Raw genomic sequence first — 16,714 nt, 5'->3', positions numbered from 1 at the left:
CATATGTCACCAAGGACGTCGCGGTTGGATAGCTGAGCGTTACGTGGAGGCTCCGGGGCCTGCTCGTTGATCACGAAATGGATGAGCGCGATCATGATCATGTTCAGGCCGACCGCCGACTGGCGGTAGCGGGCTCCTCGAACGAGCACCCCCCAGCTCGGAGGATTTTATATGACTAAACTTAGAGAAAAGTTCGTTCGTTCCTGGGAGTTCGATATGGGAACACACGGATACGTTGGCCCCATCCTCGCCGCCATCTTGATTGCCTTGGGACCGAACGCGGTCGCGCCCGGCACTGCCGCAGCCGCCGGTCCGCAACCGGAGGCGACTTTCGAGGAGATGATCGCCCGCGAAGTTTGGTTCGTGACGTCCGGGCAGGACCCCGCGCAATCGCCGCCTGGCGTGAACGTGCCGTGCACACCGTCGGCGGCCCATCCGCGGCCGGTGGTGCTCGTGCACGGCTTGCCCGCCAATCAGTACAACGCGTTCGCGCATATCGGGCCGAAACTGGCGAATGCCGGGTACTGCGTGTACTCCCTGAATTATGGCGGGACCAACGCCTTCGACGGCGGCATCGCCGGGGTGTCCGTGTCCGTGCCGCAGGTATCCACCTTCATCGACAGGGTGCGTGCCGAGACCGGCGCCGCCGAGGTCGACCTCGTCGGGCATTCCGGTGGCGCGTTCGTTTCGCTTTACCTCGCGAAGTCCGACCCCGCAGCGGCTGACCGGATCGGTACGGTCGTCGCCTTGGCGCCACCCACACACGGAGTCACCGGCGGACTGGTCGGCAGCGCGACACGGCTCGGGCTACGCGGGGTAGTCGCGGGCATATGCGGGATCTGTGAGGACGTCTCCCCCGGCTCGGCCGCGCTGGCCCGGCTGCACGACGGCCCGATCGCCCGGCCCGGCATTCGCTACACCACCATCGTGTCGGTGCATGACTCAACGGTGTCCCCGCCCTCCGCCGCGGCCATAGACGAGCGTGGCGTCACCGACATCGTCGTCCAGGACCAGTGCCGGGACGACCTGGTCGGGCACAGCGGCCTGGCCTACGACCCGAGCGTGGACTCGATGATCCTGAACGCGCTGGATCCCGGGCAGCCGGTGCCGGCGGAGTGTGGGAGCGGGCCGGAGTTCTGACGGACGGATCAGGCCGATACCGCACGCGACGGGTCCAATAAACAGCCCAGGCTTAAAAGTGGTGCTTGTCCGACAAGATGCCCAGACCCGCTCGTCCCCCGGAATTCGGGTCTACGAAGCAAATCTCTCGACCGATAGCGTTCGGAACCAGAGGAGGCCCTCGCCTCCTGGGTCATGAAAGAAGGTCCTATGAGGCGTTCGATTGCCGGCGTTGCCTTTGCCTGCGCATTTCTCATTCCCGGTCAGCTCGTCAGCGCGACGTCGGCGTCCGCCGCACCCGCGCCGACTATGGGCGGGGTGGCTTCGAGCGGGTCGGGCGGATCCAGCGGGTCTGCGGGCATCGGGTGCGCGCCGCCGCAACTGCCCTGCAGCCCCGTAATGCAGCTGTGGATCGCACTCGCCGAGGCGTTGTCCACCGGCTCTGCCCGGTAAGGATGCAGTAACGCGCGTCGGTCCGATTCAACCGGCCCGACGCGCGTCATTTCTCATGATCCATCCCGCACCGCCGCAGGTATGCGTAGGGCCGTGGTGTGTCGTAGGAAAATCCCTGAGCACGATGAATACTCGCCTCCTGATCGCGTCGGTCTACGACCACACAGTGACCACAACCGAAAATGACAGGGCAACAACCGAAGTCGGCGACGGTCACCAGATATCGGCCCATACGGGCCGTTTGGGAATGTCGAACAATGCGGAATTCTTGCCGACCACAACGGGAACCGCGGAGCCGACGCTCAGTCGCTCGGCCAGTGCTCGCGCTTTGACCTCGCGGAATTGAGGGTAGAGGTACTGCTTCTGCACGTGGGCATCCGCACCCGAGTCCGGGTGCGGGAACTGGGCCTCGACCTGCACCCGCCACAAATCAAAGTTGAGCGTGCCCGAACGGTACTTGTATCGCAGATCCGACTCGACCACCACCGCAGACATCGCGATCCCGGCCCGCCGCAGGTAATTTCGGCGCAGCCGCCATGCGGCGGCTAGCACGAGCATCCACGCACCCATGCCCAGCAATGCGCTCACCGGAAGAACCAGCGCCATGGCGACTTGCGAACCGGTCGAACGGACTATCGCGGCACCCAGGTTCAGCGCGCCCGCCATGAAGGCCACCGCCGCTACCGGGACACCCAGCGTCCACACCAGCGACATCGGGCCGATCATTTTCCCGGACCGCCCCATATCCAACTCCTCGAGAAAACCGGCAGTAGTCCACCGACTGTAACGGCACCGCGAAACGCGAAATCACCGCACAATGCGTCTCAGCGCCAGCGCCGGTCATCGGGGTGATCCTCGAAGTCATCCGGCCAGTCGCTGGGGCCGACCACGGTTTCGCCTGGTCGCGGACGACGGATGGGAGGTTCGGTGGGGGCCGGAGGCAGTGTGGGCGCTTGCGGGGGTTCCGGGGTCCACTTCCAGATGAACAGCGGCGAGCTCTTCATCTCGGCGACTTCCGGTGGTACCGGGTGGGCGAGGGTTTCGATGTCGCACCAACGGCATTCACCGTTACTGACTCGTTCGGCGTATGCCGCTAGTGCCGGGGACGCGGTGTCCATACCGGCGACCATCGAGATGAATTCCTCGGTCACCTCGGTGGGACCGTCGAAGAGTTCGTCAATGTCTATGTTGGACAGTCGGATCGTGGCGGTGCGTAGATTGTCTACCGCGTCCATGACCTTCCGGGCGATGGCCTCCACCTCAGGGTCGAGGTCGGGCTCCCGCATGCTGCCCCATTGTGGTCTCGTCATACCGCGCTCTCCCACGGTGCGGTGCCGGACCCGGCGTCATACGACTGTGTGGGGCGGTTCACGGTGTCGCCGTAATGGGAAATTTGTTCGATATCCTTGGCGAGGGCCGCCTTACGGGTCGCGTCGTCAATTTTCTTGGTTACCGGCGCGATGGCCTCGTCCAGCTTCTGTTTCGCGTTCTCCTTCAACTGGCCTGCCGGATCCTTGATGATGTCGAGGAGCTTGTTGAAGGCATCGGCAAGCTCTTTGATCTTGTCGACCACATCGATGGCGGCCTTGATGAGGAAACCGATGTCAACGACCAGCTTGGCGATGCGGGCAGCTCCGAGACCCGGGACTGCCGCGGACAAGATATTGGCGACCGACTTGAGCGCGCCCTTGATGTCGTCGAAATCGACATACTTGTTGAGCATCCCCCACAGCTTTTCGAGGATGAATTTGATGCCGTTCCTGATCTCGTCGGAGACCTTGCCCGCACAATCACTGACGATCCGGCCGACCGGGCCTTCCCATTTCATTGCCGCGACCTGCTTGGTCGCCCAGTCGCTGAAGGCTACGGAGGCTTTACCGTCCCAATTGGGTTTGCCGTCCGTGCTACCGTCGATCCGCTTCACTCCGGATTCGAGATTCTTACCGCATGCCTCGAGCCCGTTGCCGGCTGCCTTGTAAACCTCACCGAGCCTGCGAATTTCGGACCAGTTTCCCGGAATCGGCTCCAAACATGTTACCAGCGGATCATATTCGGTTCCCGCCGCGCGAGTGATGCTCTTGATGGACTCGTTCACACTGCCGAGCACCGGGAAAACTTCGGCGATGAGGCCTGCGAGCTCCTCTTTGTTCGCCGCCGGCGCTTCGAGTTTGAAAGACTCCGGCTTCGGGTAAGTCGCGGCACCTTCGTATTGCGCGGTCACGCCGGTCTCCTCGGCGCTGTCATTCACCGGGAGATTCGATTCGGTATGTGCGTTCAACGCGGCGTAGGATTTCTGATCCTGGCTGTGATACATCCAGGCGGCCTTATTGAGCTCGGTACCAGTGCCCAGGGTGGTATTCGCGAGCACCGCGTGGCGCTTGGACATCCAGTCGGCCGCATCATTTATCGGGGCCACCAGCGTGTCGATGATCGGCCCGTGGAGCCAATCCGCCGCCTTCCCCTCCTTCGCCACGAAGTTGGACGCCAGCAGGGCATCACCAGCTATCGAGGCGACAAGATTACTCAGACCAGCAATTTCGCTGGGATTCGCCGCGAATGTCTCGGCCATCCGTTAATGCCCTAACTCTGTACTTTCCCCGAAGTGGAGCCGAACATCGTTGCCCCACCGCCAGACTCGTGCCTCGCGACATTATGTGTGCGGGCATGGTCCGTCAAATGGAGGCACTAGTCGGTGCCGAGTGATTCGCTGAAGGTTTCGGCGATCTGACGGATCTGGTCACATGGCGGTGGCACGGCAACTGGACCGGGGGGCACAATCAGGCCAACCGTGAAAGTCCCGTCGGATGATTTGATCGACGCCGTGCAAGCGCCGTCCAGCTGTGGAGTCCGGTACAGCACGGCCTCGCGCCCGCCGATCGGGTCAGAGTTGAATATGCTGTGGCCCGGGTTCTTCCGGAAATCATCAAGGGTCAAGTCGCTCGACGTCACCGACACCGCGCCAGTGGGGTACTTCTCGCCATCAACGAGTGTCTCACGCCAGAATTGGCAGCCGATTGTCGTGAAAAGCGTGGAAACGCCTTCGGCTGTGGCTCTTTCGCGAGTCGCCGGGTCGAATCCGGCCCGGGTCACCAGGTCGTCGCCCACATCCACACATGGATCGAACCGAACCTGTTCGGCGCCGGTCTGCACCGGCGCCGGTGGGACGCTCACCTGCACGGAGGCGGTCGCCTCGGCAGACGTCGCGGGCGAGGCCGTCGCCGAAACCACCGTGTTAGCACCCTGATCGGTGGAATTACCGGCACAGGCGACCAGCGTCGTCGCACTCGCCACCAGGCAACCAGCGGCGAAGCTTCTTCTCATCATCGAAACCCTGATCGTTGAGGTCGCCGCCTATCCCAGCGGGACGGTCACTAGTCATCCGTGATCATTGCAGAACGCAAGCGAGCCGAACCGCTCGGTCCGAATGCAACAGCACTCCGCTGCGAAGAATGCGGCACCGATTGGTCCCGGCTCCGGTCGGCGACCTGGGATCTCTTCAACGTTGTTGCGTGCGTGGCGCACGGCGACGACGGCCGTCTCAAAATTCGATCTCGCGCTCATTCGCCACCGATTCCTACGCGGTTCGCTCAGGACGGCGTGCCACCCAAGAGAAGATGGTGTAGCCGTTTCAAACAGCTTGTCTCACTTGGGCTTCATATGTGAGGTTGACGCGAAGTCAGCTCTGAGATTATGAAGCTCGAAGTGAGAATCCAGAACCTCGCTCAACCCCGGGCCATGTCCACGAACCGGCTGAGATGCAGTTGGTGCGCGACAGTGATGGTGGCGGTGGGGCCATTTCGATGCTTGCCGAGAATCAGGTCGGCTTCGCCGCCGCGTGGGTCGTCTCGCTCGATCGCGTCGGGACGATGCAGCAGGATGACCATATCGGCATCTTGTTCGAGCGAGCCGGATTCGCGCAGGTCAGACACCATGGGGCGCTTGTCGGTTCGTTGTTCGGGACCACGGTTCAGCTGACTGATTGCGACTACCGGAACTTCGAGTTCCTTGGCGAGTAGCTTCAGATTTCGCGAGAAATCCGAGACTTCCTGCTGGCGGGATTCGACTTTCTTGCCGGAGGTCATCAGCTGTAGGTAGTCGACCACTACGAGTTTCAGGTCGTGGCGTTGCTTCAGCCGTCGCGCCTTCGCTCGGATCTCCATCATGGTCAAGTTCGGCGAATCGTCCACGAACAATGGCGCCTCGCTGATCTCACTCATACGCCGTGCCAATTTCGTCCAGTCGTCATCGCTCATCCGACCGGAACGCATGTCACCCAGTTTGATTTTCGCCTCGGCAGATAGCAGGCGCATTACGATCTCGGTGCGGCTCATCTCCAAGGAGAAGATCACACTCGGCAGCCCATGCTTGATGGAGCAGCTGCGCATGAAATCCATTCCCAGAGTCGATTTACCGACACCAGGACGAGCCGCGACGATGATCATCTGGCCCGGGTGCAGGCCGTTGGTCACTTCGTCGAGTTCGGTGAAGCCGGTGGGGACGCCGAGGGAGATGCCGCCGCGGCTGGCAATGGAGTCGATTTCGTCCATCGTGGGCTGGAGGAGTTCCTCGAGGGGGAGGAAGTCTTCGGTGGTGCGGCGTTCGGTGACCTCGTAGACCTCAGCTTGGGCGCGGTCGACGACCTCGGCGATGTCTTGGCCGTCGGCGCCCGCGTAGCCGTACTGGACGATGCGGGTGCCTGCCTCGACGAGGCGGCGCAGGATGGCCTTCTCGGCGACGATCTCGGCGTAGTAGCCGGCGTTGGCGGCGGTGGGGACGGTCTGGGTCAGGGTGACGATGTATGGGGCGCCGCCGATGCGCTTGAGCTCGCCGCGGCGGTCGAGGCCGGCGGCGACGGTTACAGGGTCGGCGGGCTCGCCGCGACCGTAGAGGTCGAGGATCGTGTCGAAAATGGCCTGATGGGCGGGACGGTAGAAATCGCCGGGGCGCAGCGCTTCGATGACGTCGGCGATGGCGTCCTTGCTGAGCAGCATGCCACCGAGCACCGACTGCTCGGCCGCCATGTCGTGCGGAGGCTGCCTGCCGAAGTCTTCACCGGGTGGTTCGGAATACTCCGCATGTCCGCGGTCGTCGACGACTGCCACCGACTCGACCGTCCTTTCCCCCACGACCGGGATTCACACTATCGATGACTCGTTGTACGCCGGGGTACCGACACGTTCGCGGCGGCCCTAGGGTGCGGCCGACACCGTTCGAGGGCGCTACCTGCGGGTTCCAGCAACCGCTGTGGCGGGTGCCGCATCATGCCGTACTTGGCGGTCCGAGTATGACTTTGCGATGAACCTAGGCGACCGGATAGGCCCTCGCCAAACCGCGCTGTGCACACATCTGTGGATAACCTGGGGACTGTTTACCTAACCGTGTGCACCCCCTGTGTACTACTTGGGGAAAACCCTGGTCGCTGCGTTCAGATGCGCAGATAGACATAGATTTCCGAATCTGTGTACGTGTGGATCAATTAGATTCCGGCGTGTCGGCTCAGTTGAACAGTCGGGAGTGTTGGGTAAACAGTGCGGTCCTAGATATGGCACGCGTCACATTTCGTCCGGTTGGTTTCTTGGCGATTCGCCAGTGATATAACCGAAGGTGGAGCCGATAGCATGCAAAGCCAAGAATGACCCGAATCACGTCACAGTAGCGATGGCAAATAATCGGCTATTCGCGACAGTTGGTCCGCCGATCGACTCGGCACATGCGAAGTGCGGGTTCCGGATTTAGATGACGTTTTCCAGGGCAATCGGTCGACTGGTTGCCAGAGGTCCGTCCTATTTGTCGTTCGGTAATGGTGGTTCTGCCCGATCCACACCGTGGGAATGCGTGCAGCGCGAGGGTGCACGACTCGAGCCTCGGACCGGACCGGGCTTGATGCAGTGTTCAGTGTGGCTTCGGCGAGTTACGAGGCCATGCAGAGAGTAGTGATCGGCCTCGTACTCGTCGGGGGTGACGTACCCGAGTCGGCTGTGCAGTCGGCTGGTGATGACCAGCCGACTGCATTCCATGGTGACGTCCTCGATGGTCTGGAACGATCCGTCGTGGAAGGGGTCGACCGCGGGGTGCCGCCGAGGGGTACGCAGCTATTTCTTCGGCACCCGGACAATCAGGGCGTCGCCCTGTCCGCCGCCACCGCACAGCGCGGCGGCTCCGATGCCGCCACCCCGACGCTGGAGCTCGAGGACGAGGTGCAGCGCGATGCGGGCGCCGGACATGCCGAGCGGGTGGCCGATCGCGATCGCGCCACCGTTGACATTCACCTTCGCGGCGTCGATACCCAGCTCACGGGTGGACGCGATGCCCACGGCGGCGAACGCCTCATTGATCTCGACGACGTCGAGGTCCTTCGGCACGATGCCCTCACGCTCGCAGGCGCGGGCGATCGCTCGGGCCGGCTGGGACTGCAGGGTCGAATCGGGACCCGCGACGACGCCGTGCGCGCCGATCTCCGCGATCCACTCGAGTCCGAGCTCCTCGGCCTTGGTCTTACTCATCACGACCACTGCGGCGGCACCGTCGGAGATCTGCGACGCGGTGCCAGCGGTAATCGAGCCGTCCTTGACGAAGGCCGGACGCAGCTTGCCCAGCGAGTCGACGGTGGTGTCGGCGCGGACGCCCTCGTCCTCGGTCACGACGATCGGCTCACCACGACGCTGCGGGATGGTCACCGGCACGACCTCGTCGGCGAACAGCCCGTCCTTCCATGCGCGGGCGGCATTTTGGTGCGAGGCGGCCGCGAATGCGTCCTGCTCCTCACGGGTGATGCGCTGGTCGTCGTCCTGGTTGCGCCGCTCGGTGAGGTAACCCATCGGCTGATCGGTGAAGATGTCGTGCAGGCCGTCGTAGGCCATGTGGTCGCGCAACGTGACATCGCCATACTTGAAGCCCGCACGGCTCTTCTCGAGCATGTGGGGCGCGCGGGACATCGACTCCTGGCCACCGGCCACGACGACGTCGAACTCGCCGGCTCGGATCAACTGGTCGGCCAGCGCGATCGCGTCGACGCCCGATAGGCACACCTTGTTGACGGTCAGAGCGGGAACACTCATCGGGATGCCTGCGGCCACGGCTGCCTGGCGTGCCGGCATCTGGCCCGCGCCGGCGGTGAGGACCTGACCCATGATCACGTACTCGACCTGCTCGGGCGCCACACCGGCCTTCTCCAACGCGCCCTTGATCGCTACACCGCCGAGGTCGGATCCCGAAAGATCCTTCAAGGATCCGAGCAGCCGTCCGACGGGGGTCCGGGCCCCGGCCACGATGACAGATATCCGGGCACTCGACATTTACCGCTCCTCCAGATCGATGACCAGTTCTGCGCCAGTCGATTCCCGCACTTGCTCCACGGTGACGTCGGGCGCGATTTCACGCAGCATCAGCGTGCCGTCCTCGACATCGATGACCGCGAGGTTGGTGATGATGCGCCGCACTACACCCCTGCCGGTCAACGGCAATGTGCACTCGTCCACGATCTTCGCGCCACCGTCTCGGTCGGTGTGCTCCATGACCACGATGACGCGCCGGGCACCGTGCACCAGATCCATGGCGCCGCCCATGCCCTTGACCATTTTGCCCGGAACCATCCAGTTGGCGAGGTCCCCGTTGCGGGAGACCTGCATGCCACCGAGCACCGCGGTGTCGATGTGTCCACCGCGAATCATGCCGAACGACAACGCCGAATCGAAGAACGCGGCACCCGGGTTCACCGTCACGGTCTCTTTGCCCGCGTTGATCAGGTCGGGATCAACCTTGTTCTCCGTCGGGTAGGGACCGGTGCCGAGGATGCCGTTCTCCGAGTGGAGAACCACCTTCACCCCGTCGGGAAGGTAGTTGGGGATCAAGGTCGGTAGGCCGATCCCCAGGTTGACGTACTCGCCGTCGATCATCTCGGCCGCGGCGCGCGCGGCCATCTGCTCACGTGACCAGCTCATGCCGACACCGTCCGCTTCTCGATTCGCTTGTCCACCGCACCCGTATGCACCACCCGCTGCACGAACACGCCCGGCAGGTGGACCTGCGCGGGATCGAGTTCGCCCGGCTCGACCAGCTTCTCGACCTGCGCGATGGTGACCCGGCCGGCCATCGCGGCCAGCGGGTTGAAATTCATCGCGGTCTTGTTGAACACCAAGTTGCCCTCGGTGTCACCGATCTCGGCGTGGACGAGCGCGTAGTCGGCGACGATCGACTCCTCGAGCACGAAGGTCTTGCCACCGAAGGTCCGCGTCTCTTTGGGCGGCGATGCGATCGCGACGGAGCCGTCGGCGTTATAGCGCCACGGCAGCCCGCCCTCGGACACTGGGGTGCCGACTCCGGCCGGAGTGTAGAACGCGGGGATACCGGCGCCACCGGCCCGCAACCGTTCGGCCAGCGTGCCCTGCGGCGTCAGCTCCACCTCCAGCTCACCCGAGAGGTACTGCCGCGCGAACTCCTTGTTCTCACCGACATACGACGCCGTCACCCGACGAATCTGACCGGCCGACAACAGAATTCCCAGACCATAGTCGTCCACGCCGCAGTTGTTGGAGAACACGTCGAGACTCGACACACCGCTCTCGGCGATACCACCGATCAGCTCGGTCGGGATGCCGCACAGACCGAACCCACCGACCGCGAGCGACGACCCGTCGACAATGTCGGCGACCGCCTCCGCCGCGGATCTGTACACCTTTGTTGTCACCGAACCTCCCTGCTCTTTCGTTCACTGATCGAACGTTGATTGATCTGCTTGCCAGTGAACAACGCACAGGCCCCCCGCCGAAAGGCTTCGTGCCCAGTTGGTCAGAGAATGCTCGACGCTCGATCAGACTTCGAGAATGTGTCCATTTAATGAACGCTTATGCTGGTGACGTGGCTGAACGAATGCAGCAGGGTTCCCATGTAGTCGAGCGAGCGGCAAGCCTGCTGCGTGCCGTCAGCGCGTTCGAGCCCACCGGCGCATCCACGACGGAACTGGGAAAGCGGTCGGGCCTCGCGCGCCCCACTGTTCACAGACTGCTCACCTCATTGGCCGCGGAAGGGCTGATCGATCGGGACACGCGGACCGGACGTTGGTCGCTCGGACCCGAGCTGTATCTACTCGGCGCAGCAGCAGGGAACCGTTACGATGTCACCGACCAGGCTCGCGACGTTCTCGACCAACTCTCCCGCACAACCGGCGAAAGCGCGTTCCTCTCGGCACGTCGGGGCGACGAAACGGTCTGCATCCTGAGCCAGGAGGGCAGCTTTCCGCTACGGTCACACGTCCTTCATGAAGGCAAACGCTTCCCGCTGGGTGTCGCATCGGCAGGATTAGCCATATTGAGCCATCTGCCAGCCCGCGAAGTCGACGACTATTTCGCCCGCACCGATCTCAGGCCGGCATGGGGCGACGCGCACCGCGAGGCATCCATCCGTGAACGTATCGATTCGACCCGCATCACCGGATACGCGGTCAACCCGGCACTTGTTGTCGAGGGAAGTTGGGGCATCGGAGCCGCCGTCTTCGATCGCGGCGGACGCCCAGCGTGGGCGCTGAGTCTGACTGGTGTCGAGACCCGTTTCCGGGTCGCGCGACATGCCGAGTTGGGCACGCTACTCCTCGAACACGCACACCTTCTGTCCGGGCGGCTCAAGTCGCGAGCCATGCTCTAGCTTGATTCGGGTCAGTCGGTTTCGTAGCCCAGTGGGGTGCGGGGTGTACGGGGATCCGGGACACGCCCGGCCGCAGCAACGGCCGAACGATCACAAGCCGATCTGGCCGGTGCGCAAGCCGTCTACCTACCCGAAGAAGGCCACCCTCGTGCCGAACACGAGAGTGGCCTTCGGGGCGAACTCAGTTCGCGGCGACCTCGAGGTCGAACTTGGCGACCACGTCGGGGTGCAGGTGCACCACGACGTCGTGCTTACCGATCGACTTGATGTGCGACTTCGGCAGCTCGATGCTGCGCTTGTCGACCACCGGACCGCCTGCTGACTTGATGGCCGCGGCAACGTCGGTCTGGGTCACCGAGCCGAACAGTTTGCCGGTGCCCGCGGTCTTCACCGAAAGCGACACCGACTCCAGGCCCTCGATGGCCTGCTTCAGTTCGTTGGCGTGGTCGAGGTCGCGAACCTTGCGGGCGTCCTGCGCCCGGCGGATACCCGCGACCTGCTTCTCGGCACCACGACTGGCAACGATCGCCAGGCCGCGCGGCAGCAGGTAGTTCCGGCCGTAGCCGTCCTTGACCTCCACGGTGTCGCCGGGAGCACCGAGGTTGTCCACATCAGCTGTCAGAATCAACTTCATTGCGTGCCTCCCGTTCTCAGCGAGCCGTGGACACGTAAGGCAGCAGCGCAACCTCACGCGAGTTCTTCACGGCAACGGCGACGTCGCGCTGATGCTGCACGCAGTTACCGGTGACCCGGCGAGCGCGGATCTTGCCGCGATCACTGACGTACTTCCGCAGCAGTGCGGTGTCCTTGTAATCGATGTTGACGGTGCCGGTCTTGGCTTCCTTGCAGAAGGTGCAAGCCTTCTTCTTCAGCACCTTTTCGCGCGCTGGCGCTTTAGGCATGGTCTCTTACTCCGTAATCATTGATGGCCCAAGTGGAAATGGGCCGATTAATGCCGTTGGTCAGAACGGCGGTTCGTCGTCTACGCGGCTGTTGCCCCCGAAGGAACCCGCCGCAGGCGCGCTGCCCCAAGGATCGTCTCCGGCCCCGCCGGAACGTCCACCACCACTACCGCCAGAAGAGGAGGCGAAGTTGCCACCGCCACCACCGCTGCCGCCGGACCCGAATCCGCCGCCTCCGCCGCCGCCGCGACTGGCCTTGGCGACCTTCGCGGTTGCGTAGCGGAGCGAGGGACCGACTTCGTCGACCTCGAGTTCCACAACTGTGCGCTTCTCGCCCTCGCGGGTTTCGTAGGAGCGCTGCTTGAGCCGTCCGCTCACGATGACACGTGAACCCCGGGTCAGGCTTTCGGCGACATTTTCCGCAGCTTCGCGCCAGATATTGCAGCGCAAGAAAAGCGCTTCGCCGTCTTTCCATTCATTCGAATTACGGTCGAACACGCGGGGAGTCGAAGCGACGGTGAAGTTCGCCACCGCTGCGCCCGCGGGCGTGAATCGAAGCTCGGGGTCGGCCGTCAAGTTTCCGATGACGGTGATGACCGTGTCGCCTGCCATGTGGTTCCTCCTGCTCGGTATGCAGTCCGCAGTGCACTCGCTATCGCGCTAGAGCCTAGAGACAGGCACCGACGCGATCGAGGGTCACTTGCCGTGGCGCAGAACCTTGGTGCGCAGCACCGATTCGTTGAGGCCCAGCTGGCGGTCGAGTTCGCTCACGGTGGCGGGCTCGGCGGTCAGATCGACCACCGCGTAGATGCCTTCAGCCTGCTTGGCGATCTCGTAGGCGAGCCGGCGGCGGCCCCAGATGTCGACCTTGTCGACCTTGCCGCCCTCGGTACGAACAACGCTGAGCATGTTCTCCAGAGACGGACCAACGGTGCGCTCGTCCAGGCTTGGATCGAGGATAACCATCACTTCGTAATGACGCACGGACCAATCACCTCCTGTGGACTAGGAAACGGCCACGGACTTTCCGTGGCAGGAGGGTCGTCGCGTCAGCAACCCGACAAGGCTACATGAGCCCCCGGTCAGCACTGAAACTCCCCCGTTGGCGGGGGAACGGAGGCGTGCTCGGGCCCGGCCACATAGGGTGGTTCTCATGCCGACCGGACCGGCGGCCAGCGAAAGGATCGCCGGCCGCGTGACGCGTACCGCAGCGCTTGGCGCGGTGGTGGTGTTGCTGTGCGGGCTCACCCTGGCGCTGGCGTATCTGAACAAGGCCCGTTGCGCGGGCGCGCCGTTCGACGAGGACGGTCGTAGCGCGGCGTTCGATGTGATCAAGGATTCGGATGTCTGTTACTCCGACATTCAATTCCTGTGGCTGGGTCGCGATATCAACGAACACGTATTTCCTTACATTTCGGGCGGGATCACCGCAGACGGGGCGCTGGTGGGTGGCGCGGTCGAATATCCGGTGCTCAGCGGCGCCTTGATGTGGGCAGGCGCGCTCGGTGCCGATAACGACGCCGAATTCCTGTTGCATTCCGCGATCTTGCTCGCGCCGTTCGCACTGCTGACCGCGTGGCTGCTGGCACGGCTGGCGGGACGCGCGGCGCTGCTGTGGGCAGCGGGGCCGCCGCTGGTGCTGTATGGGTTCCACAATTGGGAACTGCCGGTGGTGTGCATGGCGGTCGCGGCCGTGTATGTGGTCACCGCGCTGAGTCGATATTCGTTGCGTACCAGGGGAATTCTGGCCGCAGTGCTGCTCGGGCTTGGGTTCTGCCTCAAGCTGTATCCGGGGATTTTCGTGTTGCCGCTGATGGCTTATGTGCTCACTGGTGGCACCGGGCGTGGCTCCGACCGGCGCGACGAACCGGGCTTCGATGTGCGCGGCGCGCTGCTGACCGGTGCTTCGGCGATCGGCACGGTGGTGGCGGTGAACCTGCCTTTCGCGCTGACCGGATATGAGGGCTGGCGGGCATCGATCACTTTCCAGCAGTTGCGTCAGGCCGATATCACCACGAATTCCATTTGGTACTGGGGACTTCGGCCGATATTCGGTCCGAATGCCGACGACGAGTTGTCATTTCAGAACGCGGTCACCGTGGCTTCGCCGACGCTTGTACTGGTGGCGTTCGCGCTCGCAATCTGGTTGGGCTGGAGGCGATTTCGCGCGACCGGCACCTTCCCGTGGGTGGGTGTCAGCGGTGCGATGCTGTGCGGGTTCCTGTTGTTCCACAAGGTGCATTCGCCGCAATACACGCTGTGGCTGGTGCCGTTCCTGGTGTTGCTCGAGGTGCCATGGACGCTGATCGGCGGATATCTGCTTGCCGATGCCGCCATCGGTATCGGGGTGTTCCGCTACTTCTATTCGCTCGGTTCGGGCGCCTCGGTGGATGTGATCGAGCGCGTGGTCGAGTTCGGGGTCTGGGGCAGGGCGGCGCTGCTGGTGGCGTTCTTCTTCGTTTTCGTCCGTGCGGTTCCACGCGGATTAGCGCCCGCACCGCCACCGATTCGGCGGTTCGATTCCGACGACCTGGTGCCGGTGGCCTAGACCAACGCGCGGAGTCGCATCCCGCGGGCGCACCGCCCCTCGCGCCGTCGGTCGAAGCGATAGCGGTGCGGTGAACTACTTACACGCGGAGTGCCATTCCATGCCCCACCGGTAGGCCTCATCGATGGCACGCTGAGAACCGTTGATGTAATTCACTTCTCGTTGCACGGTGATACCGGTGCCTTGGTTTTGCAACAGAGCGATGGCGCACGAGCGGGCGCCACTCACCGGCGAGTCGAGTCGGACCTCGATCTGCGGGCCGGAGGTCGGGAACAGGGTGACTACGCCATCGGCCGCGGCCCAGTTCGGCACGCCCTCGTAGATGAAGGCGAAGATCAGGATGCGCCGGAACAGTTCGGGGCGAGCGAGATTGATGTGCATGTTCTCGCCGCCCGCCGCGGCGCCGCTGCGGTCGTCACTGTCGAGTTGGATATACGGCTCGGAATTCAATTTGCCGAAATTATCGCCGACCGCCTGTACCACGCCCTTGGCGCCATTGGACAGCTCATACAGGCAGCCCAGATCCAGGTCGACGGCCTTGGACCTGCGGAAGAACCCTTTCGGCCCCGACGACCAATTCAGGTTCACCCGCATAACCCCTTGCTGGTCACCGGGTTTGGTGAGGGTGATGGTTGGTGTCGCCTTCGACAGGGTCACCTTGGACAGGTTGACGCCGGGAGTGTTGTCGTTCGCCATCGGCGCTATATCCCCCTCGTAAAGAAAGCGGCAACGGCCGGGCCCCGCAATGGGGCACCGCCGTTGCCGCTCTGGTCTTCGGCTGTATGCCGAAATCAGCCTACCGGGGTCGGCTCGCGTTCGCTCTCGACTTCGTCGGCATCGGTACGCCGATTGCGAATGATGCTGGTAATGAACGCCGCACCGATGAACGCGACACCGATGAGGCCGGTGACGACTTCGTTGATATGCACGCCGATCGAAATGAACAGGATGATCGCCAGCGCGCCGATCGCCCAGTGCGCGCCATGCTCCAGGTACACGTACTCCGACAGCGTGCCCTTGCGCACCAGGTACACCGTGATCGAGCGGACGAACATGGCACCGATCAGGCCGAGGCCGAGCGCGATGATGATCGGATCGGAGGTGATGGCGAAGGCACTGATGACACCGTCGAAGGAGAACGACGCGTCGAGCACCTCGAGGTACAGGAACAGGAAGAAGCCGGCCTTGCCCGCGGCCTTGGCCAATTCCGATGGGCCGCCAGAGTTCTCTTCGTGTCCCTCGGTGTGGAACATCGAGCCGAGTCCATCGACCGCGATGTAGGTGATCATGCCGAGCAGGCCCGCGACCAGGACAGTGGCACGTTGGTCATCGCTCGCGATGAATTCCGCGGTCAGTATCAGCGCGATGCCCGCGGTGACCACCGAGAGCATGTCGAGCTTGCCGAGCCGGGCCAGCGGCCGTTCCAGCCAGGACAGCCAGGTGATTTCGCGCTCTTCGAAGATGAAGTTCAGGAACAGCATCAGCAGGAACATGCCACCGAACGCCGCGATCTGCGGGTGCGCGTCGGTGAGCAGCGTCTCGTAACTCTTGCTGCCATCCGGGAAGGTGGCCGCGCCGTCCGCGGGCGGGTTGAGCGCCAGATCTAAGGCCTTGGCCGGACTCAGGCCCGCGGTGACCCACACGATCGCCAGCGGGAAGATCAGCCGCATACCGAAAACGGCGATCAGCACACCGACGGTGAGGAAGATCTTCTGCCAGAACTCGTTCATTCGTTCCAGCACGGTCGCGTTGATGACCGCGTTGTCGAATGACAGCGACACCTCGAGTACACCGAGGATCGCCGCGAGCGCGAGCGCGGTCGGTCCGCCGTACAGGAACGCCACGATGAGTGCGATCACTGTGACGACGAAGGACATGCCGTAAATGCGCAGGATCACGCGGGGACCTTCCTATTCGGCGCCCCGGACGTCTGTCCGAGCACATGTGGGTCGTGAAGCTATGTTTCAGCGTGGACGCTGAACCGCTGGTTGTTCAATGGTGGCGCGCACGCTGATCACGCGCGGCCGCAGAGATACCGCACGATCAGGGGGCC

The 16,714-nt window shown here is 63.4% G+C and carries 18 protein-coding genes; 3 read left to right on the top strand and 15 right to left on the bottom strand.

Going from position 1 to position 16,714, the window contains the following annotated elements; genetic code table 11:
* Positions 1-171: 171 nt before the first annotated feature.
* Positions 172-1,140: an esterase/lipase family protein gene (locus LKE06_RS06340; RefSeq protein WP_227997688.1), complete on the top strand. Its 969-nt coding sequence runs from the start codon at positions 172-174 to the stop codon at positions 1,138-1,140.
* Between the two features lie 242 nt (positions 1,141-1,382).
* Here LKE06_RS06340 and LKE06_RS06335 read toward each other — a convergent pair whose 3' ends face one another.
* From LKE06_RS06335 to LKE06_RS06295, 9 genes are all read right to left on the bottom strand, one after another.
* Entirely contained in the window at positions 1,383-1,622 is a 240-nt protein-coding gene (locus LKE06_RS06335) for a hypothetical protein (RefSeq protein WP_227997687.1), read from the bottom strand.
* Positions 1,623-1,785: 163 nt separating this feature from the next.
* On the bottom strand, positions 1,786-2,316 hold the full coding sequence (locus LKE06_RS06330; RefSeq protein ID WP_227997686.1) for a hypothetical protein: 531 nt from the start codon (positions 2,314-2,316) through the stop codon (positions 1,786-1,788).
* 80 nt (positions 2,317-2,396) lie between these two features.
* Entirely contained in the window at positions 2,397-2,882 is a 486-nt protein-coding gene (locus tag LKE06_RS06325) for a hypothetical protein (protein ID WP_227997685.1), read from the bottom strand.
* Positions 2,879-4,141: a hypothetical protein gene (locus LKE06_RS06320; RefSeq protein WP_227997684.1), complete on the bottom strand. Its 1,263-nt coding sequence runs from the start codon at positions 4,139-4,141 to the stop codon at positions 2,879-2,881. Before LKE06_RS06320 ends, LKE06_RS06325 begins: the two co-directional genes overlap by 4 nt.
* 116 nt (positions 4,142-4,257) lie before the next feature.
* The gene (locus LKE06_RS06315) at positions 4,258-4,893 is read right to left on the bottom strand and encodes a DUF3558 domain-containing protein (protein WP_227997683.1); all 636 of its coding nucleotides are present in this window, start codon (positions 4,891-4,893) and stop codon (positions 4,258-4,260) included.
* 401 nt (positions 4,894-5,294) lie between these two features.
* Entirely contained in the window at positions 5,295-6,674 is a 1,380-nt protein-coding gene (gene dnaB / locus LKE06_RS06310; protein ID WP_227997682.1) for a replicative DNA helicase, read from the bottom strand.
* Between the two features lie 990 nt (positions 6,675-7,664).
* Positions 7,665-8,867 carry an acetyl-CoA C-acetyltransferase gene (locus LKE06_RS06305; RefSeq protein ID WP_227997681.1) on the bottom strand — a complete coding sequence of 401 codons (1,203 nt, stop codon included), beginning with the start codon at positions 8,865-8,867 and terminating at the stop codon, positions 7,665-7,667.
* Entirely contained in the window at positions 8,868-9,512 is a 645-nt protein-coding gene (locus tag LKE06_RS06300) for a CoA transferase subunit B (RefSeq protein ID WP_227997680.1), read from the bottom strand.
* A complete protein-coding gene (locus tag LKE06_RS06295; RefSeq protein WP_227997679.1) occupies positions 9,509-10,258 on the bottom strand; it encodes a CoA transferase subunit A in 750 nt (249 codons plus the stop codon). Before LKE06_RS06295 ends, LKE06_RS06300 begins: the two co-directional genes overlap by 4 nt.
* Before the next feature lie 182 nt (positions 10,259-10,440).
* Here LKE06_RS06295 and LKE06_RS06290 point away from each other — a divergent pair, with 182 nt between their 5' ends.
* Positions 10,441-11,211 carry an IclR family transcriptional regulator gene (locus LKE06_RS06290; RefSeq protein ID WP_372477348.1) on the top strand — a complete coding sequence of 257 codons (771 nt, stop codon included), beginning with the start codon at positions 10,441-10,443 and terminating at the stop codon, positions 11,209-11,211.
* A 181-nt stretch (positions 11,212-11,392) separates the two neighbouring features.
* Here the strand turns inward: LKE06_RS06290 and rplI are convergent, their stop codons facing one another.
* From rplI to rpsF, 4 genes are all read right to left on the bottom strand, one after another.
* Positions 11,393-11,845, bottom strand: coding sequence for a 50S ribosomal protein L9 (gene rplI, locus LKE06_RS06285; protein ID WP_227997677.1), 453 nt, complete (start codon positions 11,843-11,845; stop codon positions 11,393-11,395).
* Positions 11,846-11,861: 16 nt separating this feature from the next.
* On the bottom strand, positions 11,862-12,113 hold the full coding sequence (gene rpsR / locus LKE06_RS06280; RefSeq protein WP_227997676.1) for a 30S ribosomal protein S18: 252 nt from the start codon (positions 12,111-12,113) through the stop codon (positions 11,862-11,864).
* Positions 12,114-12,173: 60 nt separating this feature from the next.
* Positions 12,174-12,725 carry a single-stranded DNA-binding protein gene (locus tag LKE06_RS06275; RefSeq protein ID WP_227997675.1) on the bottom strand — a complete coding sequence of 184 codons (552 nt, stop codon included), beginning with the start codon at positions 12,723-12,725 and terminating at the stop codon, positions 12,174-12,176.
* An 84-nt stretch (positions 12,726-12,809) separates the two neighbouring features.
* Entirely contained in the window at positions 12,810-13,097 is a 288-nt protein-coding gene (gene rpsF / locus LKE06_RS06270) for a 30S ribosomal protein S6 (RefSeq protein ID WP_227997674.1), read from the bottom strand.
* A 169-nt stretch (positions 13,098-13,266) separates the two neighbouring features.
* Here rpsF and LKE06_RS06265 point away from each other — a divergent pair, with 169 nt between their 5' ends.
* A complete protein-coding gene (locus LKE06_RS06265) occupies positions 13,267-14,661 on the top strand; it encodes a glycosyltransferase family 87 protein (protein ID WP_227997673.1) in 1,395 nt (464 codons plus the stop codon).
* A 75-nt stretch (positions 14,662-14,736) separates the two neighbouring features.
* On the opposite strand, the gene LKE06_RS06260 is transcribed toward LKE06_RS06265, so the two are convergent.
* On the bottom strand, positions 14,737-15,357 hold the full coding sequence (locus tag LKE06_RS06260; protein ID WP_227997672.1) for a TerD family protein: 621 nt from the start codon (positions 15,355-15,357) through the stop codon (positions 14,737-14,739).
* A 95-nt stretch (positions 15,358-15,452) separates the two neighbouring features.
* Entirely contained in the window at positions 15,453-16,559 is a 1,107-nt protein-coding gene (locus LKE06_RS06255; protein ID WP_227997671.1) for a DUF475 domain-containing protein, read from the bottom strand.
* Positions 16,560-16,714: the final 155 nt, after the last annotated feature.

The organism is Nocardia australiensis, assembly GCF_020733705.1.
Taxonomy (GTDB): Bacteria; Actinomycetota; Actinomycetes; order Mycobacteriales; family Mycobacteriaceae; genus Nocardia; species Nocardia australiensis.
Note: the sequence above shows the minus strand (reverse complement) of the source record. Positions and strands in the feature narration are given on the sequence as shown.